22 protein-coding genes and 1 tRNA gene are annotated in these 21,539 nt (G+C 69.7%); 14 read left to right on the top strand and 9 right to left on the bottom strand.

Translation table 11 applies throughout. From position 1 onward, the window contains the following. Window positions 1–13 precede the first annotated feature (13 nt). On the bottom strand, window positions 14–607 hold the full coding sequence (locus AC07VC_RS06370; protein WP_494675454.1) for a TetR/AcrR family transcriptional regulator: 594 nt from the start codon (window positions 605–607) through the stop codon (window positions 14–16). A gap of 121 nt (window positions 608–728) precedes the next feature. On the opposite strand from AC07VC_RS06370, the gene AC07VC_RS06365 reads away from it, so the two are divergent. After that, window positions 729–2,276, top strand: coding sequence for an MFS transporter (locus AC07VC_RS06365; protein WP_494675455.1), 1,548 nt, complete (start codon window positions 729–731; stop codon window positions 2,274–2,276). A gap of 108 nt (window positions 2,277–2,384) precedes the next feature. Here the strand turns inward: AC07VC_RS06365 and AC07VC_RS06360 are convergent, their stop codons facing one another. Next, on the bottom strand, window positions 2,385–2,639 hold the full coding sequence (locus AC07VC_RS06360; protein WP_094115430.1) for a DUF6458 family protein: 255 nt from the start codon (window positions 2,637–2,639) through the stop codon (window positions 2,385–2,387). Window positions 2,640–2,753: 114 nt separating this feature from the next. On the opposite strand from AC07VC_RS06360, the gene AC07VC_RS06355 reads away from it, so the two are divergent. From AC07VC_RS06355 to AC07VC_RS06310, 10 genes are all read left to right on the top strand, one after another. Beyond that, entirely contained in the window at window positions 2,754–3,821 is a 1,068-nt protein-coding gene (locus tag AC07VC_RS06355; RefSeq protein ID WP_494675456.1) for a 3-isopropylmalate dehydrogenase, read from the top strand. Window positions 3,822–3,829: 8 nt separating this feature from the next. Next, on the top strand, window positions 3,830–4,963 hold the full coding sequence (locus AC07VC_RS06350) for a branched-chain amino acid aminotransferase (RefSeq protein WP_494675457.1): 1,134 nt from the start codon (window positions 3,830–3,832) through the stop codon (window positions 4,961–4,963). A 49-nt stretch (window positions 4,964–5,012) separates the two neighbouring features. Beyond that, window positions 5,013–5,786: a fumarylacetoacetate hydrolase family protein gene (locus AC07VC_RS06345; protein WP_494675458.1), complete on the top strand. Its 774-nt coding sequence runs from the start codon at window positions 5,013–5,015 to the stop codon at window positions 5,784–5,786. Between the two features lie 2 nt (window positions 5,787–5,788). Beyond that, on the top strand, window positions 5,789–6,577 hold the full coding sequence (locus AC07VC_RS06340; RefSeq protein WP_494675459.1) for a hypothetical protein: 789 nt from the start codon (window positions 5,789–5,791) through the stop codon (window positions 6,575–6,577). 13 nt (window positions 6,578–6,590) lie between these two features. Beyond that, window positions 6,591–8,111 carry a glutamate--tRNA ligase gene (gltX, locus tag AC07VC_RS06335; RefSeq protein WP_494675460.1) on the top strand — a complete coding sequence of 507 codons (1,521 nt, stop codon included), beginning with the start codon at window positions 6,591–6,593 and terminating at the stop codon, window positions 8,109–8,111. Then, window positions 8,104–9,069, top strand: coding sequence for an NAD(P)/FAD-dependent oxidoreductase (locus tag AC07VC_RS06330; protein ID WP_494675461.1), 966 nt, complete (start codon window positions 8,104–8,106; stop codon window positions 9,067–9,069). The genes gltX and AC07VC_RS06330 overlap by 8 nt, the downstream gene beginning before the upstream one ends. A 91-nt stretch (window positions 9,070–9,160) precedes the next feature. After that, window positions 9,161–9,232 (top strand) — tRNA-Gln (locus tag AC07VC_RS06325). A gap of 554 nt (window positions 9,233–9,786) precedes the next feature. Beyond that, complete coding sequence (locus tag AC07VC_RS06320) at window positions 9,787–10,527, top strand: hypothetical protein (RefSeq protein WP_494675462.1); 741 nt, start codon at window positions 9,787–9,789, stop codon at window positions 10,525–10,527. 212 nt (window positions 10,528–10,739) lie between these two features. Further along, window positions 10,740–11,729, top strand: coding sequence for a class I SAM-dependent DNA methyltransferase (locus AC07VC_RS06315; RefSeq protein WP_494675463.1), 990 nt, complete (start codon window positions 10,740–10,742; stop codon window positions 11,727–11,729). After that, window positions 11,726–12,016, top strand: coding sequence for a hypothetical protein (locus AC07VC_RS06310; protein WP_494675464.1), 291 nt, complete (start codon window positions 11,726–11,728; stop codon window positions 12,014–12,016). Before AC07VC_RS06315 ends, AC07VC_RS06310 begins: the two co-directional genes overlap by 4 nt. 29 nt (window positions 12,017–12,045) lie before the next feature. Here the strand turns inward: AC07VC_RS06310 and AC07VC_RS06305 are convergent, their stop codons facing one another. Continuing rightward, window positions 12,046–12,333, bottom strand: coding sequence for a transposase (locus tag AC07VC_RS06305; RefSeq protein ID WP_494724451.1), 288 nt, complete (start codon window positions 12,331–12,333; stop codon window positions 12,046–12,048). 663 nt (window positions 12,334–12,996) lie between these two features. Between AC07VC_RS06305 and AC07VC_RS06300 the strand changes: the two genes are divergently transcribed. Beyond that, window positions 12,997–14,049, top strand: a complete 1,053-nt coding sequence (locus tag AC07VC_RS06300; protein ID WP_494675466.1) for a CBS domain-containing protein — start codon at window positions 12,997–12,999, stop codon at window positions 14,047–14,049. A 76-nt stretch (window positions 14,050–14,125) separates the two neighbouring features. Here the strand turns inward: AC07VC_RS06300 and AC07VC_RS06295 are convergent, their stop codons facing one another. The 3 genes from AC07VC_RS06295 to AC07VC_RS06285 all read right to left on the bottom strand — a co-directional run bounded on the left by AC07VC_RS06295 (window position 14,126) and on the right by AC07VC_RS06285 (window position 16,946). Further along, window positions 14,126–15,136 carry an aldo/keto reductase family protein gene (locus AC07VC_RS06295; RefSeq protein ID WP_494675467.1) on the bottom strand — a complete coding sequence of 337 codons (1,011 nt, stop codon included), beginning with the start codon at window positions 15,134–15,136 and terminating at the stop codon, window positions 14,126–14,128. 131 nt (window positions 15,137–15,267) lie between these two features. Beyond that, complete coding sequence (locus AC07VC_RS06290; RefSeq protein ID WP_494675468.1) at window positions 15,268–16,278, bottom strand: aldo/keto reductase family protein; 1,011 nt, start codon at window positions 16,276–16,278, stop codon at window positions 15,268–15,270. Between the two features lie 50 nt (window positions 16,279–16,328). Continuing rightward, entirely contained in the window at window positions 16,329–16,946 is a 618-nt protein-coding gene (locus AC07VC_RS06285; protein ID WP_494675469.1) for a TetR/AcrR family transcriptional regulator, read from the bottom strand. A gap of 55 nt (window positions 16,947–17,001) precedes the next feature. Between AC07VC_RS06285 and AC07VC_RS06280 the strand changes: the two genes are divergently transcribed. Together AC07VC_RS06280 and AC07VC_RS06275 are read left to right on the top strand one after the other, a co-directional pair. Beyond that, window positions 17,002–17,799 (top strand): SDR family NAD(P)-dependent oxidoreductase, encoded by a 798-nt coding sequence (locus AC07VC_RS06280; RefSeq protein ID WP_494675470.1) that lies wholly within the window; start codon window positions 17,002–17,004, stop codon window positions 17,797–17,799. A 69-nt stretch (window positions 17,800–17,868) separates the two neighbouring features. Further along, window positions 17,869–18,831, top strand: a complete 963-nt coding sequence (locus AC07VC_RS06275; protein ID WP_494675471.1) for an aldo/keto reductase — start codon at window positions 17,869–17,871, stop codon at window positions 18,829–18,831. Window positions 18,832–18,976: 145 nt separating this feature from the next. Here the strand turns inward: AC07VC_RS06275 and AC07VC_RS06270 are convergent, their stop codons facing one another. The 3 genes from AC07VC_RS06270 to AC07VC_RS06260 all read right to left on the bottom strand — a co-directional run bounded on the left by AC07VC_RS06270 (window position 18,977) and on the right by AC07VC_RS06260 (window position 21,410). Continuing rightward, window positions 18,977–20,068, bottom strand: a complete 1,092-nt coding sequence (locus AC07VC_RS06270) for a TerC family protein (protein WP_494675472.1) — start codon at window positions 20,066–20,068, stop codon at window positions 18,977–18,979. 234 nt (window positions 20,069–20,302) lie between these two features. Beyond that, window positions 20,303–20,728 (bottom strand): sortase, encoded by a 426-nt coding sequence (locus tag AC07VC_RS06265; RefSeq protein ID WP_494675473.1) that lies wholly within the window; start codon window positions 20,726–20,728, stop codon window positions 20,303–20,305. A 43-nt stretch (window positions 20,729–20,771) separates the two neighbouring features. After that, window positions 20,772–21,410 carry an MBL fold metallo-hydrolase gene (locus tag AC07VC_RS06260; RefSeq protein WP_494675474.1) on the bottom strand — a complete coding sequence of 213 codons (639 nt, stop codon included), beginning with the start codon at window positions 21,408–21,410 and terminating at the stop codon, window positions 20,772–20,774. Window positions 21,411–21,539 lie beyond the last annotated feature (129 nt).

Genomic DNA, 21,539 nt, shown 5'->3' with positions numbered 1-21,539 from the left:
CCGTGCCGTGCGGTCAGGCGTCCGCGGAGCGGAGCCGCACGAGGTCGTCGACCACGCGGATGAGCGCGTCGAGCGCATCGTCCGCGGGAGCGGAGCCGCCGAGCCACGGCTGCAGCGCGCTGTTGTAGTACAGGCCGTCGCCGATGAGCAGCACGGCGCGGGCCACGGCCGGATCCCCGACGGCCTCGAGGATCACGGCGGCCCACTGCTCCTGCAGGTGCGTGAGCGTGTCGCGCGCGCGGGGGTGGTTGCCCTGGGCGAGCCGCGAGGTGGCGACGTACGCGCGGTCGAACGGCGTCGCGGTGGAGAGCGACCCGCGGATCCAGCGGTCGACCGGCCCGCGCTCGGCCTGCCGGAGCCGCTCCACGTCCTCGCGGGCGAGGGCCGCCATGCGCTCGAGCAGGCCCTCGACGAGGGCGTCCTTGCCGCCGAAGTGGTAGAGGAGCCCGCCCTTGGAGACGCCGGCGGCGGAGGCGACGGCCTCGAGGGTCGTGCCCCGCTCGCCCTGCTGCACGAGCAGCTCCTCGAAGGCGTCCAGGATGCGGTCGCGCGCGGAGCCGGCCGACGACCCGGCGGTCGCGGGATCCTCGGGCGGAGTGGGGGGCATGCACCCAGCGTAGCGGGGGGTTGCCGACTGTACCGACCGGACGGTACAGTGATCCCGGCCGTCCCCACGGTCCCGTCCGCGCGCCTCGCGCCGTCGCCTCCCGACGTCAGGAAGCCCCGTCATGTCCACCCCCCGCACCGCATCCGTCCCCACGACCGCCCCCGCCGCCGGCGGCCGGGCCGGGACCCGGCAGTGGGCCGCGCTCGTGGTCCTCATGCTCCCGGTGCTGCTCGTCTCCATCGACAACACGGTCCTGAGCTTCGCCATGCCGTCCATCGCCCGCGACCTCGAGCCGTCCGGGGCCGCGCAGCTCTGGATCATCGACGCGTACCCGCTCGTGCTCGCCGGGCTCCTGGTCGCCATGGGCAACATGGGCGACCGCTACGGCCGGCGCCGCCTGCTGATGATCGGCGCCGCGGGGTTCGGCCTGGTCTCGGCGCTCGCGGCGTTCGCCACCGACGCGTCCCAGCTCATCGCCGCGCGCGCGGCGCTCGGCTTCTTCGGCGCGATGCTCATGCCCTCCACGCTGTCGCTCCTGCGCTCGATCTTCACCGACCGCAAGCAGCGCCGCCTCGCCATCGCGATCTGGGCGTCCGGCTTCTCGGGCGGCTCCGCGCTCGGCCCCCTCGTGGGCGGCGTGCTGCTCGAGCACTTCTGGTGGGGCTCGGTGTTCCTCGTCGCCGTGCCCGTCCTGCTGCCCCTGCTGATCCTCACGCCGATCCTCGTGCCCGAGTCGAAGGACCCCGCGCCCGGCCCCATCGACGCGGTCGCGATCCTGCTGTCGCTCGCCACGGTCGCGCCCATCGTCTACTCCATCAAGACCTTCGCCACCGAGGGCGTCACGCCGCTGGCGATCGCCGCTCCCGTCGTCGGGGTGCTCGCGGGCATCCTGTTCGTGCGCCGCATGTCGCGGGCCCGGAACCCCATGCTCGACGTGGCGCTGTTCCGCGAGCCCGTCTTCACGGGCGCCGTGCTCGTCAACCTGCTGAGCGTCGTGTCGCTCGTCGGCTTCCTCTTCTTCGTGACGCAGCACCTGCAGCTCGTCGCGGGGCTCGATCCGCTGGCCGCCGGGTTCGCGCTGATCCCGGGATCGGTCGTGGTCATCGTCTCGGGGCTCGTGATCGTGCCGATCGTGGCGCGCGCACGCCCGTCCCGGGTGGTGGCGATCGCGCTGTCGCTCTCGGCGGTCGCATACGTGATCCTCGCCGTCACCGGCAAGGGCGCGTCGGTGGGGCTCCTCGTCGTCGCGTTCTGCCTGCTGGGCGCGGGCATCGGGGCGTCGCAGACCATCTCCAACGACCTGATCATCGCGGCGGTCCCGCCCGCGAAGGCCGGCGCGGCCTCCGCGGTGTCGGAGACGGCGTACGAGGTCGGCGCGGTGCTCGGCACGGCCGTGCTGGGCAGCATCCTCACCGCGACCTACCGCACCGGGCTCGTCCTGCCGGCCGGCCTCTCGGACGGCGACGCCGTCGCGGCGCGCGAGACGCTCGGGGGAGCGGTGTCGGTCGCCGAGCGCGTGCCCGCGGACATGGGCGCGGCGCTCCTCGAGTCGGCGCACACCGCGTTCGACGGGGGAGTGGTGACGACCTCGATCATCGGCGCGGCGCTCATGGTCGGCGCGATCGTGCTGTCGCTCACGAGCCTCCGTCGGGCCAGCTCCCACGACTGATCCCGGCGTCCGCCCCGTCGCGGGATGACGCGGCCCACGGCGGCCGGACGCGCATCGGGCCCGTCACCTCGCGAGGTGACGGGCCCGATGCGGACTCAGGCGGTGGGATCAGACGATGTTGTCGTCCGACCGCTCGCTGCGCGTGATGCGCTGCCCGGTGGCCGGGTCGATGCGCGTGCGCGTCTCGCTCACGGCCGTGCGGCGGCGGGCGAGGAGCGCGACGCCGATGATGATGACCAGCGCGCCGCCGCCCATCAGGATGTAGCCGACCAGCTGCAGGTCGACGCCGGGGACGGTGAGGTCGACGGCGAACGCGAGGATCGCGCCGACGACCACGAGGAAGATGCCGAGGCCGATGCTCATGGGAGTGCTCCTTGTGTCAGGCCCGTCGGGTCGTCGGACCGCTCAACCGTAGCGCGCGGGTGCCCGCGGCGGACGGGTAACCTGGCCCGACACCCACGAGCTCCGGGAGGATCCATGCCCCGCACCATCTCGCTCGCCGTCGTCCCCGGGGACGGCATCGGCCCGGAGGTCGTCCACGAGGCACTGCGCGTGCTCCGCGAGGCGGTGCCCGCGGACGTCGCGCTCGACACCGTGCAGTACCCCTTCGGCGCGGGGCACTACCTCGAGACCGGCGAGATCCTCACGGACGCCGACCTGGCCGCGCTCGCCGAGCACGACGCGATCCTGCTCGGCGCGGTGGGCGGCGACCCCCGCGATGCCCGGCTTGCGGGCGGCATCATCGAGCGGGGCCTGCTGCTGCGCCTCCGCTTCGCGTTCGACCACTACGTCAACCTGCGGCCCACCACCCTGCTGCCCGGCGTGGTCTCACCGCTGGCCGCGCCCGGCGAGGTCGACTTCGTCGTCGTGCGCGAGGGCACCGAGGGGCCGTACGCCGGCAACGGCGGCGTGCTCCGCCGCGGGACCGAGCACGAGATCGCGACCGAGGTGTCCGTCAACACGGCGCACGGCGTCGAGCGCACGGTCCGCTTCGCGTTCGAGCTCGCCGAGAAGCGGGCCCGCAAGCGCGTCACCCTCGTGCACAAGACCAACGTGCTCACCTTCGCCGGATCGCTCTGGCAGCGCACCGTCGACCGCGTGGCGGCCGAGCACCCGGGCGTCGAGGTCGACTACCTGCACGTCGACGCCACCATGATCTTCCTGGTCACCGACCCGTCGCGCTTCGACGTGATCGTCTCCGACAACCTGTTCGGGGACATCATCACCGACCTCGCGGCCGCCATCAGCGGAGGGATCGGGCTCGCCGCCTCCGGGAACGTGAACCCCACGGGCGCGTTCCCGAGCATGTTCGAGCCGGTCCACGGGTCCGCGCCCGACATCGCGGGCCAGCAGAAGGCCGACCCGACCGCGGCGATCCTCTCGGTCGCGCTCCTGCTCGACCACCTCGGCCTGCCCGAGGCCGCCGCCCGCGTCACGGAGGCCGTCTCCGCCGACCTGGCCGCGCGCGCCACGGGCGACCCGGCACCCCGATCCACCGCGGAGGTCGGCGACGCCGTCATCCGCTCGCTCTCGACGAACCGCTGAAGGACCCCATGAGCACCACCACCGGCACCGCCGCCCACGACGACGCGGCCACCGCGTTCCCCCTCTCCTTCGACCGGACCCCGTCGGAGAGCGCCCGCGCCGACGCCGAGCGGGAGGCGATCCTCGCCGACCCCGGCTTCGGCAAGCACTTCACGGACCACATGGTCCACATCGACTGGACCGTCGACGCCGGCTGGCACGACGCCCGCGTGGTCCCGTACGGACCGCTGCAGCTGGATCCCGCCGCGAGCGTCCTCCACTACGCCCAGGAGATCTTCGAGGGCATGAAGGCGTACGCGCACGCCGACGGCTCCGTCTGGACGTTCCGGCCCGAGCGCAACGCCGCCCGCCTCCAGCGCTCCGCCCGGCGCATGGCGCTGCCGGAGCTCTCCACCGAGGACTTCATCGAGTCGGTCCGGCAGCTGGTGCGCACGGACGTCGACTGGGTGCCGCGCGCCGCCGAGCAGAGCCTGTACCTGCGCCCGTTCATGATCGCCAACGAGAGCTTCCTCGGGGTCCGCTCGGCGCAGCGCGTCGGCTACTACGTGATCGCGAGCCCCGCGGGCGCCTACTTCACGGGCGGCGTGGCGCCCGTCTCCATCTGGCTCTCCACGCGGTACTCCCGCGCGGGCAAGGGCGGCACGGGGGCGGCGAAGACCGGCGGCAACTACGCCGCGTCCCTCCTCCCGCAGGCCGAGGCCGCGTCGCACGGCTGCGCGCAGGTGCTCTTCCTCGACTCCGAGGAGGGCCGGTACCTCGAGGAGCTCGGCGGCATGAACATCGTGCTCGTCTACCGCGACGGCCGCATCGTCACGCCGGACTCGGAGAGCATCCTCGAGGGCATCACGCGCGACTCCATCCTCCAGCTCGCGCGCGACCGCGGCCTCACGGTCGAGAAGCGGCGCGTGGAGCTCTCCGAGTGGGTCGAGGGCGTCGAGTCGGGGGAGATCACCGAGGTCTTCGCCTGCGGCACCGCGGCGGTCATCACGCCCATCGGGCGCCTGATGGGCGAGGGCCTCTCGGTCGGCGACCCGGACGCGCCCGCGGGCGAGCTCACGATGTCGCTCCGCCAGGAGCTGACGGACATCCAGTACGGCCGCGTCCCGGACCGCCACGGGTGGCTCACGCGCCTGGACGCGTAGCGGCCGGATCCGAGCGGGGCGCGGTCGTCGGGCGGCTAGGGTCGAGAGCGTGAAGATCGCGCGATTCAGCACCGGCACCGACCCCCGCTTCGGCATCCTCGACGAGGAGGAGGACCACCTCGTCGTCCTCACCGGCGATCCCATGTTCAGCGGATACCAGACCACCGGGGAGCGCGTGCCGCTGGCCGACGCGCGACTCCTCGCCCCCGTCATCCCGCGCTCCAAGGTCGTCGCGGTCGGCCGCAACTACCGGGCGCACGCCGCCGAGCACGGCGGCGAGGCGCCCACCACGCCGCTCATCTTCCTGAAGCCGAACACCTCCGTCGTCGGGCCCGACGACGTGATCCGCCTCCCCGCCGACAGCGAGCGCGTCGAGCACGAGGGCGAGCTCGCGGTGGTCATCGGGCGCATCACGCGGGACGTGTCCGTGGAGGACGCGCACCGCTCGATCTTCGGCTTCACCATCGGCAACGACGTGACCGCGCGCGACATCCAGCACTCCGAGAGCCAGTGGGCGCGGGCCAAGGGGTACGACACCTTCTGCCCGCTCGGGCCGGTCATCGAGACGGAGGGCTCGTTCGCGGACGCGCTCATCGAGACGCGCGTCGACGGCGAGCTCCGGCAGTCGGGCCGCACCAGCGAGATGGTGCACACCGTCCCCGAGCTCATCGCCTTCGCATCGCGCGTCTGGACCCTGCTGCCCGGCGACGTGATCCTCACGGGCACGCCCGCGGGGGTCGGCCCGTTCACCGACGGCCAGGTCGTCGAGGTCTCCATCGAGGGCATCGGCACGCTCTCCAACCCCGCGCGCGCCCGCGCCTGACCGTGCTCCGCCCCGGCCGTCCCGCGCGCCTCGCGCTGGCGGCCGTCGCGGTGGCGGTCCTCTCGGGGTGCGTGTACGACGTGTCCGACTACGGGCTGGAGACGCCGGATGCGGGGGTGGACGGGTCGCCGTCGGCCACGCCGACCGTGGCGTCGCCGCCTCCCGTCGACCTGCCCGCCGGCTGCACCCCGGCCGACCTCGCGATCGACTGGGCGCAGCCGGCGGCCGGACCGGTCGCCGAGCTGCTCGCCGTGCGCGTGATGGCGGTGCGGATGCCGAGCACGGGGGAGCAGCCGGGCCTCGGGTCGACCATCCAGCGCGTGACCCGGGATGACACCCTCCTCGTGCCGCCGCTCGCCCTGGCGGTCGACGGGACGGGCGTCGGGTCCGCGGCGGTCGTCGACCCCCTGACCCCGGCGGCGGCCTGGTCGTCGCTTCTGCGCGACGACCTGCGCGAGCGCGACCTCGTGGGGCGCCGGTTCGGCGGCGACCTGCAGATCTCGTCGTTCGACCCGGTGCTGGACCGCCCGGCGCGGTACGTCCTCGGGTACCTGGGCTCCACCCTGTCCGCGCGCTTCACCGTGACGGGCTGCGACGGGACGTTCCGGTCGAGCGGGTCGCTCACCGGCACCGATCCGACGCGCTCCGCGGGCACCGTCCTCCTCGAGTGCGGGATCCCGCCCGGGGACCAGTACGACCGGTGGGACCTGCTCGAGCCGTACTGCGCGGAGGGGTCGCCCGCCGCCGACGGGGCGCCCGGCACCGACGGGGAGCCCCAGCCCGAGCCCTAGGATCGGAGGCAGGATGACTGAGACAACCGCGCACCCCGTGACCACCGCTTCCGGGACCGACGTCCGCGTCCGGTTCTGCCCGTCCCCGACCGGGACCCCGCACGTCGGACTCATCCGCACGGCGCTCTTCAACTGGGCGTACGCGCGCCACACGGGCGGCAAGCTCGTCTTCCGCGTGGAGGACACCGACGCCGCGCGCGACAGCGAGGAGAGCTACGGGCAGCTCATCGAGGCGCTCCGCTGGCTCGAGATCGACTGGGACGAGGGCGAGGGCGTCGGCGGACCGCACGCGCCGTACCGCCAGTCGCAGCGCACCGACCTGTACCTCGACGTGATCGCGCGCCTGACGGAGTCCGGCCACCTCTACGAGAGCTACGCGACGGCCGAGGAGATCGAGGCGCGGAACCGGGCCGCCGGCCGTGACCCCAAGATGGGCTACGACAACTTCGAGCGCGACCTCTCGGAGGCCGAGCGCCAGGCGTTCCGCGACGAGGGCCGCTCGCCCGCGCTCCGCCTCCGCGTGCCGGACACCGACCTCTCGTTCGACGACCTCGTGCGCGGCACCGTCACGTTCCCGGCCGGGTCGTTCCCCGACTTCGTGCTCGTGCGCCCCAACGGCGCGCCGCTCTACACGCTGGTGAACCCGGTGGACGACGCGCTCATGGGCATCACGCACGTGCTCCGCGGCGAGGACCTCCTCTCCTCCACGCCCCGCCAGATCGCGCTGTACCACGCGCTCATCGACATCGGCGTGGCCGACGCCATCCCGCGCTTCGGGCACCTGCCCTACGTGATGGGGGAGGGCAACAAGAAGCTCTCCAAGCGCGACGCCGACGCGAACCTGTTCCACCACCGGGACCGCGGCTTCATCCCCGAGGGCCTCATCAACTACCTCGCGCTCCTCGGCTGGTCGCTCACCCACGACCGCGACGTCTTCTCCCGCATGGAGATGGTGACCGCGTTCGACGTCGCCGACGTGACGCCCGCCCCCGCCCGCTTCGACCTGAAGAAGGCGGAGTCGCTGAACGGCGACCACATCCGCCTGCTCGCGCTCGACGACTTCGCCGGACGCCTCGTGCCGTACCTGCAGGCCGCGGGCGTCGTCGGCGCCGAGCTCACGCACGAGGAACGGCGGATGCTCGACGCGGCGGCGCCCCTGGTGCAGGAGCGCATGCAGCTGCTCGGCGAGGCGCCCGACCTCCTCTCGTTCCTCTTCACCACGGCCGACGCGCTGCCGTACGACGACGCGGCCGTCCAGGCGCTGAAGGACGACGCGGGCGAGGTGCTCGCGGCCTCCCGCGGCGCGCTCGAGGGCGTGCCGCACACGGAGTGGGACATCGACCTCGTGCAGCAGGTGCTGCAGAACACGCTCATCACCGGCATGGGGATGAAGCCGCGCCTCGCGTACGGGCCGCTCCGCGTCGCCGTGTCGGGTCGCCGCATCTCGCCGCCGCTGTTCGAGTCGATGGTGCTGCTCGGCAAGGACGAGACCATCGCGCGCCTCGACCGCCTCGCGGGGATGCTCGGTGCCTGACGTACCGGCGTCCGCCGCCTCGGCCGCGGGATCCACCGCGACCGGCGACTCCTACGACGTCGTCGTCATCGGCGCGGGCCCCGCGGGCCTGTCCGCCGCGCTGAACCTCGTGCGCGCCCGTCGGCGCACCCTCGTGCTCGACAGCAGCCGCCCGCGGAACGCCGCCACGCTCATGTCGCACGGCTTCCTCACCCGTGACGGGATCTCGCCGCTGGAGCTCCGCAAGCTCGGCCAGGTCGAGGTGGAGGCGTACGACGAGGGTGAGTTCCAGCTCGCCGTCGTGCAGTCCGCGGAGCCCGCCGAGGGCGGCTTCACGATCCGCGCCAAGGGCGTCCGCCGCGCACCCGACCGCGTGGTGCACGCGACGCGGATCCTCATCGCCACGGGCCTCGTGGAGACGCTGCCCGACCTGCCGAGCATCCGCGCGTACTACGGCACCGCCGTGCACAGCTGCATGGAGTGCGACGGCTACGAGAAGCGCGACGAGCCGCTCGCCCTCATCGGCGAGACCGACGACCTCGTGGACCGCGCGCTGCTGCTCTCGCAGTGGTCGCGGGACATCATCGTCTTCACGAACGGCGTGGCGCACGTCGACGAGGCGGGGGAGCGCCTGCTCGGCTCGCTCGGGATCCGCGTCGACCGCCGGCCCGTCGCCGACATCGAGGGCGAGCGCGCCGCCGTCACGGGCATCCGGATGCAGGACGGCTCGGTCGTCCCGCGCAGCGGCGGCTTCGTGCGCCCGCGCTACTCGACGGCGCTCGACTTCCTCTCGGGGCTCGACCTCGACACCGACGACGACGGCCACATCGCCGTCGACGCGGAGGGGCGCACGTCGCACCCGGGCGTCTACGCGGCGGGCGACAGCTCGCAGCCCGGGCCGCAGCAGCTCATCATCGCGGCGGGCTTCGGCGCCCGCGCGGCGAGCGCGATCAACCGCGACCTGCTGCCGCGGGCCTGACACGCGGGGGAGCCCGCGGGGGCCGCCTCGGTTTGGCGCGCATCCGGCCCATGGGCTACACTCGACGAGGCCCGATCGCGCATCGGGGCCTTGGGGTATGGTGTAATTGGCAACACGGAAGATTCTGATTCTTTTGTTCTTGGTTCGAGTCCAGGTACCCCAGCGATAGTGTCCTTGTTCAAACCAAGGAACGAAAGAACTGAATCTTCGGAGTTCAACGACAAGCTCCCCGCTGAATCGCGGGGAGCTTTTTCGTTTGTTGATGAGGTAGCGAGGGCTGCGTTGCCGAGGCTCTGGAACACCTTGTTCACCTCGGTGAATTCGACGTCGAGCACGACTCCTTCGGGTGCTCGGTAGACGCGGGTGCGGGTGTAGAAGACGGCCAGCAGCTCTCGGCGGATGTCGTCTTTGGCGTTCTTGAACAGCGACGAGGGCAAACGCGCCGATGGCGACGGCTGCCCGTGACTTCAAACGCTTCAACATCTGACAATACCCTCTGATCAGGCTCGCGGGCGGTCGCCCCCGAGTGGCCCTGATTATGAGGAAGAGGTGCTTTCTTGAGAACCCATTTCAGGTCACTTTCCGTTGTAGTTTTTGCGACGATCCTCGGCTCTCTCGGGGTCGCGCGGGAGCCTTGATTGCGTCCGTCGCGGCTCGTCTTGCCTGGATGTCGGCCTGCTGGTGTTGACTGAGTCTCAACGAGCGCTGGGGGAGTACATGGGCAAGATCTACGGGTACTACGAGTACGACGAATCGTTGACGCCTGGACGGTCGGAGGATGGTGGCCTAAGCCAGCTCCTCTTCGATAGCGAGGGGAAGCTCTCGGATCATGCGTCGTTCCATCCTGAGGAACCGGACGACGAGGACGAGTACAGCTACGACTCAACATCGCCAAGTGGCAACTCCGATTCGGATGCCGACGCGCAGGCAGCTGCGCTCCTCATCCTGGCCGTGATTGGTGCAGCGGCGGGCGGGTACGTCCTGATCCGCAAGGCGACCCCGCACGTGCAACGCATGATCAACGAGCGGGCGCTGCCAGCAGTCCGGTCCTTCTGGAAGAAGGTGCGAGGGCAAGGGAGCGAAGCCGAAGAGGTTGACTTAGACGAGACGAGCGTCATCGTCGCGCAGACTCCGCTCGCGCATGAGAACGAAGCAGCACCCGGAACCGACGTCGCCGTCGCGAGGCCTCAGATGAGTCCGGAGGAGTGGTACGCGCGCTTCCGGGCGATGTTCGAGGCGAGGAAGTTCGCTGACGAGCAGTGGAAGCTCCTGTCGTCGGTGCAGGTCGCAGACGACGAAGCAATCGCCGAGCTACAGCGCGAGATGGCGCGCAACCGTCCGGAGGCTGTCGTTCGGCAGGTGACGCTGATGCTCGAGGCGGCGCCGGAGATCGATTCGGACGCCACAGCCGAGCCGGTGCCGATCGAGGTCGAGCGCGACCCCGGACAGCGCCCCTGACTGATCGCTATTCACGATAATCCCAGTTCAGGATACACTTAGGGTAGTTATCGGCATCAGGTCGAGGCGTGCTGCCTCCCGGCCGGAACGCGACACGAAGTCTCACCTGAGGTGTGCTCGGCTCGAATGTCATAGTCGGCCGATACCGTGGGATCAGTGACCGACACTATTAATCTGCGCCCTGGTCGGCGTTAAGGAGATCGCAACACGCCATGGCAGGACGAACCGCAAAGCCGAAACCAACGAAGACGCTGGAGCAGCGACTCTGGGACGCTGCCGACAAACTGCGCGGAAACCAGGAGCCGAGCGAGTACAAGCACGTCGTGCTCGGGCTCGTCTTCCTGAAGTACATCTCAGATCGCTTCGAGGAACGTCGCGGGTCGCTGGAGTCTGAGCTCCTGGCAGATGGGATCAAGCCAGAGCGCGTCGCGTCCTTCCTCGAGGATCGCGACGAGTACACCAGCCAGAACGTCTTCTGGGTGCCCGAGAACGCTCGCTGGGGCTACGTCCAGTCGCGCGCGAAGCTCACGACGGTCGGCCAAGACATCGACACGGCGATGGACCTCATCGAGAAGGAGAACCCGTCTGTTCGAGGTGTGCTCCCGCGCAATTACGGACGTGATGGTCTCGACAAGCGCCGCCTCGGCGAGCTCGTTGACCTGATCGGCGGCATCGGCTTCACCAGTACAGATGACCATGGTGCCGACGACGTGCTTGGGCGCGTCTACGAGTACTTCCTCGGGCAGTTCGCCGGCAAGGAAACCGGCAAGGATGCTGGCGCCTTCTATACGCCGCGAAGCGTCGTGAAGACGCTGGTCGAGATGCTCGAGCCGTACAAGGGTCGTGTCTACGACCCCGCCGCGGGCTCAGGCGGCATGTTCGTGCAGTCCGCCGAGTTCGTGAAGGCGCATGGCGGTAAGCGAACCGACATCTCGGTCTACGGGCAGGAGTACACAGACACAACGTGGAAGCTCGCCAAGATGAACCTCGCGCTACGGGGTATCGAAGCTGATCTCGGCCCGAAGTCGGCCGACACCTTCACGGAGGATCTGCACCCCGATCTACGGGCAGACTTCATCATCGCGAACCCGCCGTTTAATGTCTCCGACTGGTGGGACGGGCCGACGAGTACACACCAGCTGGCGGACGTGCCGGACTCGTCGAGGTCGGGAAGACTGCGCGAAGGCTCCAGAAGCTCGTGAGCTTCTCGGTCGTCGAGCAGATGGCGAGTCATCGGATCGGAAATAGCGAGGTGCTACATCACCTCGTGCCGTACCTGAATACGGCATCTGACGCGCAGCTCTTCGGAGTGCTGAATTCTCTGGGTGGCGACTATGGTCAGCTGACGCGATTTGGCCGCGACAAACCGAAGGTGCCGAACACTTCCGACAACCTCAGGCTCATCGAGTCCCTGAAGCAGCGTGGCATTGTTACGAGAGTTGAGGATGATCGCAATCCGATGAAGGTGCACAAGCGATACGGCAGTTGAGCGAGGTCGTCCTGAAGGCCTGTTCGCTCTCAGTCAAAGCGGTGTAGCGCTCGGAACACAGCGCCATGCGAGAGGTGGTGACGCCGCTCGAGTTCAGCGAGCGTCGCACCTGCCGCGTGCTCCGAAATCAACCGTTGAGCGTTTTTGTCCGTGACGCCAGATTGGCGGATCGCAGCGTGCTGCTGGCGCAGGAAGCGGAGCAGCGCAGATGGCGCAACCCCATGCTTACGCGCGATCGATGTGGCACTGTCGCCAGCTTCGTAGTCAGCCACGATTCGCTTCACCTGTGCCGGTGTGAAGCGCTGTGTCAGTGGCACGCTGGTGCGGCCTCGTGGTGGTCGGGACGCCGAATCCCGTCCGCCGCCCACGCGTAGTTTTGCCAGTCCACCAGGGGTAAAGCCCGACCCGGTATGGTTTGAACAAAGGCGGATAAGGCCAGCACTGAATACGCAGTAAATGAAAGGGCCGGTCTTCCGGGCGTTTCTATTTCGTCTTTCACAAAGGAGGCGTGCCGCATTAAACGCAACGGCGACCGCCTCCAGGTAACGTCACCGTCACGACTGAAGAGACCAAAGGGCCTATGGCGCATTTGCCTTTGCATCACGAAACTAGGGTGGCAGGACTGGCCCGTCAGCTCCCAAGGGGTAGCGAGGCGTGCGCGTTCGCAACGTAGGCCCTCCCAGCTGGCCGCGATTGATCTTCTAAAAGCGCGGCGGTGGTCCCGTCGGGCAGTCCTTCGGTCTGCCGGTTTCGTAGTTCCTTGTCTCCGGTCCTCACGGCCCCGTCTGTGTGGGGGGGGGAGGCTAACACCTCGTTCCGAGGGCTACCCCCAGAACGCGGCACACCCCGTGTTCGTCTCTATGCGTACTACCGGCGCGGGCTTAGGTTTGGGAAACGAAATCCATCGTGTGAGCGCGCTGTCGTAATGTCGGCAAACCCGCAGACGCCGGATCATCTACTACTCAACCTAAGAGGATGACATGAGTACCCCGACAAAGCCAACTGTCGAAAGCAATATTGATGAGACAAAGCTATATTTAGAGCATCTGAGAAGAACCGATAGTGCAATAAGCATTCGAGAGCTATTAAGCTACTGGGGTTATAAGGGCCGCAGTAAGAACCGAGTGGCTCTGGTATCTGGTGAACTGGCTCGTATGGGCCTTCGTGTTACGCCGCCTTTTGATAGTGGCCACCTCGACACGCTTATTGCTATTGAGAGAGCGACGCGTGAGGTTGCGGAGCGAGCTGCAGCGGATCGGCCAGCGGATCATCTACTGACTTTGTCGCGCATAGAATCAAGTACCTTCGCTCTAAGGCTCGAAGATCCTGATAGTATACGTGGGTTCGTTACAAAAGAGACCGCCGTAACTGAAGCAGTGACCTTGATGATGCGTCACGACTTTTCCCAGCTGCCTATTGTTGAGGACGAGAAGCGCAAAATAGTAGTAGGCGTGTTTACTTGGCATGGATACGCGCAGTGCCGCCTTCGCGGCGGGGCGCCAAGCACCGTTGGCGAAGCCATGGACCCCGTCCAGACGGTCGACCTCTACTCAGACCTATTTGCGTCAGTAGCGCCTGTCACGGAAAACGGCTACGTCGTGGTGTCGTACCTGGGAGAACTAGCTGGCATTGTCACGGCCTCCGACCTTACGTTTGAGTTCCAAGAGCTTGCCTTGCCTTTCTTGGCAGTTGGCCGATGCGAAAGGGAACTTAAGAGGGTCGCAAAGACTTATTTCCACGATGCTCTCTTGCAGAGCAAAAAAGCTTTGGACGAGTTTACGTTCGGAAATCTACAGGAACTCTATCGGTCAAATTGGGGCCTTCTTGGGTGGGCTCTCTCGCAGAGTGAGTTCGACAACTGGTTAGACTCCACAAGAAAGTTGCGCAACTCGATCGCGCACTTTGACGACGATCAAGATGCGGATCTTCACGCCGGGCTAGACGCCGTCGACAGACTCACCCGGTGGCTCACAGGCGTTACGACGTCTAGCGCCGACAGCCTCGACGACGAGGCTGTTAAAAAGGCCAAGTAATTGTAGGCGTTGACGACGACGGCCCCGCCCGAGCATCTGCTCAAGCGGGGCCGTCGTCGTGCTCAGGTGGTGCGGATCAGGCGAGTCGGCCCTTCGGGGAGCTCTCGCTGGTCTTCGACGGGTCCTTCTCGACGATGTCGCCGAGGGCGTCGTCGATGCGGGTCAGCAGCTCCGCGGGGATCTCCACGCCCGACGCCTTGACGTTCTCGTGCACCTGCTCGGGTCGCGAGGCGCCGATGATGGCCGAGGCGACGTTCTCGTTCTGGAGCACCCAGGCGACGGCGAGCTGCGCCATCGACAGGTCGAGCTCGTCGGCGACGGGCTGCAGCTGCTGCACGCGCGAGAGGGTGTCGTCGTTCATGAAGCGGGAGATCATGTCGGCGCCGCCCTTGTCGTCCGTGGCGCGCGAGCCCGCGGGGAGGTCCTGGCCGGGCTTGTACTTGCCGGTGAGGACGCCCTGGGCGATGGGGGACCAGACGATCTGGGAGATGCCGAGGTCCTTCGAGGTCGGGACGACCTCCTCCTCGATGACGCGCCAGAGCGCGGAGTACTGCGGCTGGTTCGAGATGAGCTGGAAGCCCAGCTCGCGGGAGAGCTCGTGCGCCTCGCGGAGCTGCGCGGGGGTCCACTCGCTCACGCCGATGTAGAGCGCCTTGCCCTGGCGGACGACGTCGGCGAAGGCCTGCATCGTCTCCTCGAGCGGGGTCTCGTAGTCGTAGCGGTGCGCCTGGTACAGGTCGACGTGGTCCGTCTGGAGCCGGCCGAGCGATCCGTCGATGGACGCCATGATGTGCTTGCGCGAGAGGCCGGTGTCGTTGTGGCCCTTGGCGCCGGTCGGGAAGTAGACCTTCGTGAAGATCTCGAGGCCGTCGCGGTCCTCGCCCTTCAGTGCGTCGCCGAGGACCTTCTCGGCGACGGTGTTCGCGTAGCCGTCCGCGGTGTCGAACGTCGTGATGCCGGCCTCGAGGGCCGCCTTCACGCAGGCGGTCGCGGTGTCGTTCTCGACCTGCGACCCGTGGGTGAGCCAGTTGCCGTACGTGATCTCGGAGATCTTGAAGCCTGAGTTGCCTAGGTAACGGAATTCCATCCTCCGAGCCTATGCCGCGCCTGCTGGGGGCCGCCCGGGCGTCGTCTGTCCGCGCGGTGACCGGCAGGTGCACGAGCGGCCCCGCCCGAGGATCTCGAGCGGGGCCGCGGTCGTGCAGAAGGACGAGCGGATCAGGCCTCGCGGGTCTTCGGCGAGCTCTCGTCGGTCTTCCGCGGGTCCTTCTCGACGATGTCGCCGAGGGCGTCGTCGATGCGGGTCAGCAGCTCCGCCGGGATCTTCACGCCCGACGCCTTCACGTTCTCGTGCACCTGCTCGGGACGCGAGGCGCCGATGATCGCGGACGCCACGTTCTCGTTCTGCAGCACCCACGCCACGGCGAGCTGCGCGAGCGACAGGTCGAGCTCGTCGGCGACGGGCTGCAGCTCCTGCACGCGGGTGAGCGTGTCGTCGTTCATGAAGCGCTTGATCATGTTCGCGCCGCCCTTGTCGTCGGTCGCGCGCGATCCGGACGGCAGCTCCTGGCCGGGCTTGTACTTGCCCGTCAGCACGCCCTGCGCGATGGGGGACCACACGATCTGCGAGATGCCGAGCTCCTTCGAGGTCGGCACGACCTCCTCCTCGATGACGCGCCAGAGCGCGGAGTACTGCGGCTGGTTCGAGATGAGCTGGAAGCCGAGGTCGGTGGCGAGCGCGTGGCCGGCGCGCAGCTGCTCGCTCGTCCACTCGCTGACGCCGATGTAGAGCGCCTTGCCCTGGCGGACGACGTCCGCGAAGGCCTGCATCGTCTCCTCGAGGGGCGTCTCGTAGTCGAACCGGTGCGCCTGGTAGAGGTCGATGTAGTCGGTCTGGAGGCGCGTGAGCGACGCGTCGACCGAGTCCATGATGTGCTTCCGCGAGAGGCCGGTGTCGTTGTGCCCCTTGGGGCCGGTGGGGCCGAAGACCTTGGTGAAGATCTCGATCGAGGCACGCCGCTCGTCCTTGAGCGCCTCGCCGAGCACGGTCTCCGCCTTGGTGTTGGCGTAGACGTCCGCGGTGTCGAAGGTGGTGATCCCCGCCTCGAGCGCGGCCTTCACGCACGCGGTCGCGGTGTCGTTCTCCACCTGCGAGCCGTGGGTGAGCCAGTTGCCGTAGGTGATCTCGGAGATCTTGAAGCCGGAGTTGCCGAGGTATCTGAATTCCATGCTCCGACCGTACGCCGCGGGGATGGGCCTGCTCGAAGGAAAGTGTGCGATCAGGCGGCGCGCGGGGGACGGACGACGTGCAGCGGGGCGAGCGCCGTGTCGAGCGCCGCCTCGAGCGGCCAGGCGGACCGCTCCGGCTGGCTCAGCACCAGTCCGCCCTGGATGGCGGCGAGGATGACCGTGGCGATGCGCTGCGGATCCGCGGACGACGCGACCAGGCCGGCCTCCCGCATCCGCTCGACGCCGCGGGCGAGGAAGGCGCGCCAGGCGCGCATCGCCTCCGCGATGGCGCGCTCGAGCTCCGGGTCGACGGCGGAGGCCTGCGTGGCCAGCGAGCCGATGGGGCAGGCCCAGCGTCCGCGGCCGATGTAGTACTCGACGAGCGCCGCGCGCCACGCCTCCCACGACTCCCAGGAGCCGAGGTCGTGGATGTGCGGCTCCTGCGCCTCCAGCAGCTGCCGGCCCTCCCAGTCCGCGACCTCGCGCACGAGCTCGAGCTTGCCGCCCGGGAAGTAGTGGAAGAGCTGGCTCTTGCTGGTGAGGGTGGCGGCGCGCACGTCGTCGAGGGTCGTGCCGCCGATGCCGGTGGCCAGGATCTGCTCCCCGGTGGCCTCGATGATGCGCTGGCGCGTGAGCAGCCCGCGCGCGGTGATCCTCGGCTCGGCCATGACCCGATGCTACCGCAGTGGACCTTGCGGTCCACTCTGTGGTAGCAATTGGACCATGCAGTCCAACGAAGAAGTCCTCCAGTCCCTCGTCCCCGACACCCGGCTCGCCGGCCGCACGGCCGTCGTCACCGGATCCACCAGCGGCATCGGCGCGGCGATCGCCCGCGTGCTCGCCTCCTCCGGCGCGGAGGTCGTCGTCAGCGGCCGCGACGAGGCCCGCGCCCGCGTCGTCGTCGACCAGATCACCGCGGCGGGCGGGACCGCGCACGCGGTGCCCGCCGACCTGGCCGGGAGCGCCGGAGGCATCCGCCGCTTCGCCGCGGACGCGACCGCCGCGCTCGGCGGCCGGGTCGACATCCTCGTCAACAACGCCGGGATCTACCCCGTCGGCCCGACCTCGGCGCTCGCGGACGACGACCTCGACGCCGTCCTCGCGGTCAACGTGCGCGCGCCGCACGTGCTCGTCGGCGAGCTGGCGCCCGCGATGGCGGAGCGCGGGTCCGGGGCCGTCGTCAACATCGGCTCGTGGATGTCCCGGGTCGGGGTCCCGTTCGGCGCCGCGTACACGGCGTCGAAGGCCGCCGTCGAGCAGATGACCCGCACGTGGGCGGCGGAGCACGGTCCGAGCGGCGTGCGGGTCAACACCGTGGCGCCGGGCGTGACGGCGACGCCCGGCAACGCGTCGGACGCCGCCGTGCTCGACGCCATGACCGCCACCACCGTCGCCGGCGTGCCCGTGCGCCCGGTCGACATCGCCTTCGCCGTGCGGTTCCTGGTCTCCGACGAGGCGGCGTTCGTGCACGGCGCCCTGATCGACGTGGACGGCGGGATCGGGAGCACGCGCCTCGGCTGAGCCGCGCCTCCCGTCGGCGCCCGCCGCATCCCGGCGGGCGCCGACGCGCGCCCGGAGCATGCTGGATCCATGAGCCGCATCGACCTGCCCGAGCTCGGCCTCGGCACCGCGCCCCTCGGCAACCTCTACCGCTCCCGCACGGACGACGAGGCGCGCGCCGCCGTGCGCGCCGCGTGGGACGCCGGGATCCGGTACTTCGACACCGCCCCGCACTACGGCCTCGGCCTCGCGGAGCGCCGGCTGGGGGAGGCGCTCCGCGAGCACCCGCGCGACGAGCACGTCGTGTCGACGAAGGTCGGGCGCGTGCTCGAACCCGTCGACGCACCGGAAGGCCGGCGGGACGACGACCTGTTCGACGTGCCCGGCGACCACGTGCGGCGGTGGGACTTCAGCGCCGACGGCGTCCGCCGCTCGCTCGACGATTCCCTCGCGCGCCTCGGCCTCGACCGCGTGGACGTGCTGCTGATCCACGACCCCGACGAGCACCTCGACCAGGCCGTGCGCGAGGCCGTGCCCGCGCTCGTGCGCCTCCGCGACGAGGGCGTCGTGCGGGCGATCGGCGTCGGGTCCGGCACGCCGCGCTCGCTCGCGGCCCTCATCGGCACGGGCGCGCTCGACCTCGCGATGGTCGCCGGCCGGTACACGCTGCTCGACCAGTCGGCGCTCCACGAGGTGCTGCCGGCGGCCGAGGAGCACGGCACGCGCGTCATCGCCGTGAGCGTGTTCAACAGCGGCGTCACGGCGTCCGACTCCCCGGCGGACGGCGCGACCTACGAGTACGGGCGCGCGTCCGAGGAGGTGCTGGCCCGCGCCCGCCGCATCGCGGAGATCTGCGCGGGCTACGGCGTGGAGCTGCCGCAGGCGGCGATCCGGTTCCCCATCCGGCACCCGGCCGTCACGACGGTCGCGCTCGGCATGGCGACGGCGGACGAGGTGCGCGAGGGCACCGCGCGGGCGGCGCGTCCCGTGCCGGACGAGCTGTGGGCCGAGCTCACGGCCGAGGGCATGATCCCGGAGGGCCCGCCGGCCTGAGCCGGCCGCCTGAGCCCGCTGGCGTGAGTGCGCCGGCCTGAGCGCCCCGGCCTGAGCGCCCCGGCGTGAGCGCCCGGCCCGCGGCCGCGGACGACGACGCCCGCTCCCTCATGGGGGAGCGGGCGTCGTCGCGTGCGGGGGAGCGCTAGCGGCGCGGCGCGTCCGCGTCGCTCTCGACGCTGCGCCCGGAGTCGCGCCCGGCGCGGGCGTCCGCATCCGCCGGCGCGTTCTCCGCGTGGGCGGCCTCGGCCGCGTCCGTGCCCTCGACGGCCTGCGCGTCGCGCTTCGTCTTCGCGAGGCTCGCCACGGTCGCGACCGTGATGGTGAGGAGGATGAACGACAGCGAGAACCAGATCGGGATCTCGGGCGCCCACAGCATCGGCTCGCCGCCGTTGATGAACGGCACCTCGTTGACGTGCATGGCGTGGAGCACGAGCTTCACGGCGATGAAGCCGAGGATGACCGCGAGGCCCTGCGAGAGGTACACGAGGCGCTCGAGGAGGCCGGAGATCAGGAAGTAGAGCTGCCGGAGGCCGAGCAGCGCGAAGGCGTTGGCGGTGAAGACGATGTACGCCTCCTGCGTCAGGCCGAAGATCGCCGGGATGGAGTCCAGGGCGAACAGCACGTCGGTGAGGCCGATGGCGAGCATCACCAGGAACATCGGCGTGAAGAGGCGCTTGCCGTCGATGCGGGTCGTCAGCTTGTCGCCGTCGTAGTCCTCGGAGGTGGGGATGACGCGGCGGAGCGTGCGGATGAGCTTCGAGTCGGACTCGCTCTCGTCGTGCGTCTCCTTCATCTGCTTGTACGCCATGACGAGCAGCAGCGCGCCGAAGAGGTAGAAGACCCAGGAGAAGTTGTCGATGATCGCTGATCCCAGGGCGATGAAGATGCCGCGCATGACGAGCGCGATCGCGATGCCGACGAGCAGCACCTTCTGCTGGAAGGCCCGCGGCACCGCGAAGCTCGACATGATGATGAGGAAGACGAAGAGGTTGTCGACCGACAGGGCCTTCTCCGTGACGTAGCCGGCGAAGTACTCGCCGCCGAACGTCCAGTTCGAGAAGACGCCGACGCCGACGCCGAAGACGAGCGCGATGACGATGTAGACCACCGACCAGGTGGCGGACTCCTTGAGGGTCGGCTCGTGCGCCTTCCGCACGTGCGCGTAGAAGTCGAAGACGAGCAGGCCGAGGACGGCCGCGATGGTCGCGGCCCAGAGCCAGAAGGGGACATCCATGTGGGGTTCTCCAGTACTCGGACCGCGCTGCGGTCCGACGGGGTACTGAAGGTCTCCTCCACCCCGCGAGCCCTGCTCGCGGAACCGGCCGCACGGGTCGGAGTGGTCCGACCGTATTGACGACACGACCGCCGGACGGGAGTACTCCCCTTCGACGACGAGCCTATACGTCCGCATGGGCCCCGTCCGACCACGCGGCGGATGCCCAGGCGCGGTCGGGCCGGGATGCGCCCCCTACTCGAGGAAGAGCAGGACGATGCCCGCGACCGCCGCGGCCGCGCCGATGCCGATGAGCACGAGCCCGGTGACGCGGAGGGCGCGGCCGTCGAGCTCGGGGGCGTGCGTGCGGACGCGCCACGGGGAGCGCGGCGCGAACCACACGCGCACATCCGACCCCGCGGGGAGGTCGCGCGTCTCGTGCGTGTCGGCGGGGGCCTCGTGCACGTCGCCGTCGCCGTCGAACCAGCGGAGGACGCGCGTGGGCGCGGACCCCGGGGCGTCGGGATCCGCCGGACGCTCGGCCACGAGACCCTCGGTGGCCGTCCAGCGCCGGCCGACCACGCGGATGGAGAGGCCGGCGACGTAGAGGAGGACGCCGGGGACGAGCGCGATCCAGGTCAGGAACTCGATGATGAGCGACGCCGCGGCGAGTCCGTCCATGCCGAATGACCCCGCGTCCGCTCCTCGAGAGCCCGAACAGGGCCTAGAGGTCGATGCTATCGCCGGGTTCGAGGGCGTGGAACTCGCCGCCGCCCTGCTCGGTCGCCCACTGCAGCCGCCCGTTCGACATGGCCTTGCCGGCGGCCGAGAGCACCATCTCGTGCGTGGGGAACGCGCGCCGCGGCGCGACGGCGAGGACGTAGTCGATGGACTCGCTGATCTTCATCCACGGGGCGCCCGCCGGGGCCGCGAGGAGGTCGACGTCGACGCCCTCGGGGACGACGAAGGAGTCGCCCGCGTAGTAGAGCGTGCCGTTGACCAGCACGCCGAGGTTGTCGACCACGGGGATCGACTCGTGGATGACGGCGTGCGCGCCGCCGAAGAACCGCAGCGTGTACGACCCGACCGCGATGGTGTCGCCCGCGTGCACGACGGTCACGTCGAAGTCGGCGGCGGCGGCGGCCACGCCCTCCGGCGCGTAGATGGGGACGCCCTCGTTCTTGTCGAGGATCCGCTTCAGCTGCTCCGGGGTCCAGTGGTCGGGGTGCTCGTGCGTGATGACGATGGCGTCGGCGTTCATCGCCTCGGTGATGGGGGTGGTGAAGGAGCCCGGGTCGATGAAGAGCTTCCGTCCGCTCATCTCCAGGACCAGGGCGGCGTGCTCGAGCTTCGTCAATCGCATGAGTGGAGCCAACACCGTCCGGGCGGCCAGGGCAAACCCGGGACGCGGGGGCGCCCGGGAGCGGCGATCGGGGGTGCCGCTGGGGTGCGGCGAGCCCCGCGCGCGCATCGGATCCGACCCGGTCGGGGC

Source organism: Clavibacter sp. GW821-FHT01D01, assembly GCF_059422605.1.
The sequence above is the reverse complement of the archived record's forward strand: the minus strand, read 5'-3'. Positions and strand labels throughout refer to the sequence as shown.

Excerpts from the sequence above, each read along its gene's own strand:
- AC07VC_RS06370 (WP_494675454.1), bottom strand. The coding sequence starts at position 607 with ATGCCCCCCACTCCGCCCGAGGATCCCGCGACCGCCGGGTCGTCGGCC.
- AC07VC_RS06365 (WP_494675455.1), top strand. The coding sequence starts at position 729 with ATGTCCACCCCCCGCACCGCATCCGTCCCCACGACCGCCCCCGCCGCC.
- AC07VC_RS06360 (WP_094115430.1), bottom strand. The coding sequence starts at position 2,639 with ATGAGCATCGGCCTCGGCATCTTCCTCGTGGTCGTCGGCGCGATCCTC.
- AC07VC_RS06355 (WP_494675456.1), top strand. The coding sequence starts at position 2,754 with ATGCCCCGCACCATCTCGCTCGCCGTCGTCCCCGGGGACGGCATCGGC.
- AC07VC_RS06350 (WP_494675457.1), top strand. The coding sequence starts at position 3,830 with ATGAGCACCACCACCGGCACCGCCGCCCACGACGACGCGGCCACCGCG.
- gltX (WP_494675460.1), top strand. The coding sequence starts at position 6,591 with ATGACTGAGACAACCGCGCACCCCGTGACCACCGCTTCCGGGACCGAC.
- AC07VC_RS06320 (WP_494675462.1), top strand. The coding sequence starts at position 9,787 with ATGGGCAAGATCTACGGGTACTACGAGTACGACGAATCGTTGACGCCT.
- AC07VC_RS06315 (WP_494675463.1), top strand. The coding sequence starts at position 10,740 with ATGGCAGGACGAACCGCAAAGCCGAAACCAACGAAGACGCTGGAGCAG.
- AC07VC_RS06300 (WP_494675466.1), top strand. The coding sequence starts at position 12,997 with ATGAGTACCCCGACAAAGCCAACTGTCGAAAGCAATATTGATGAGACA.
- AC07VC_RS06295 (WP_494675467.1), bottom strand. The coding sequence starts at position 15,136 with ATGGAATTCCGTTACCTAGGCAACTCAGGCTTCAAGATCTCCGAGATC.
- AC07VC_RS06290 (WP_494675468.1), bottom strand. The coding sequence starts at position 16,278 with ATGGAATTCAGATACCTCGGCAACTCCGGCTTCAAGATCTCCGAGATC.
- AC07VC_RS06285 (WP_494675469.1), bottom strand. The coding sequence starts at position 16,946 with ATGGCCGAGCCGAGGATCACCGCGCGCGGGCTGCTCACGCGCCAGCGC.
- AC07VC_RS06280 (WP_494675470.1), top strand. The coding sequence starts at position 17,002 with ATGCAGTCCAACGAAGAAGTCCTCCAGTCCCTCGTCCCCGACACCCGG.
- AC07VC_RS06275 (WP_494675471.1), top strand. The coding sequence starts at position 17,869 with ATGAGCCGCATCGACCTGCCCGAGCTCGGCCTCGGCACCGCGCCCCTC.
- AC07VC_RS06270 (WP_494675472.1), bottom strand. The coding sequence starts at position 20,068 with ATGGATGTCCCCTTCTGGCTCTGGGCCGCGACCATCGCGGCCGTCCTC.
- AC07VC_RS06265 (WP_494675473.1), bottom strand. The coding sequence starts at position 20,728 with ATGGACGGACTCGCCGCGGCGTCGCTCATCATCGAGTTCCTGACCTGG.
- AC07VC_RS06260 (WP_494675474.1), bottom strand. The coding sequence starts at position 21,410 with ATGCGATTGACGAAGCTCGAGCACGCCGCCCTGGTCCTGGAGATGAGC.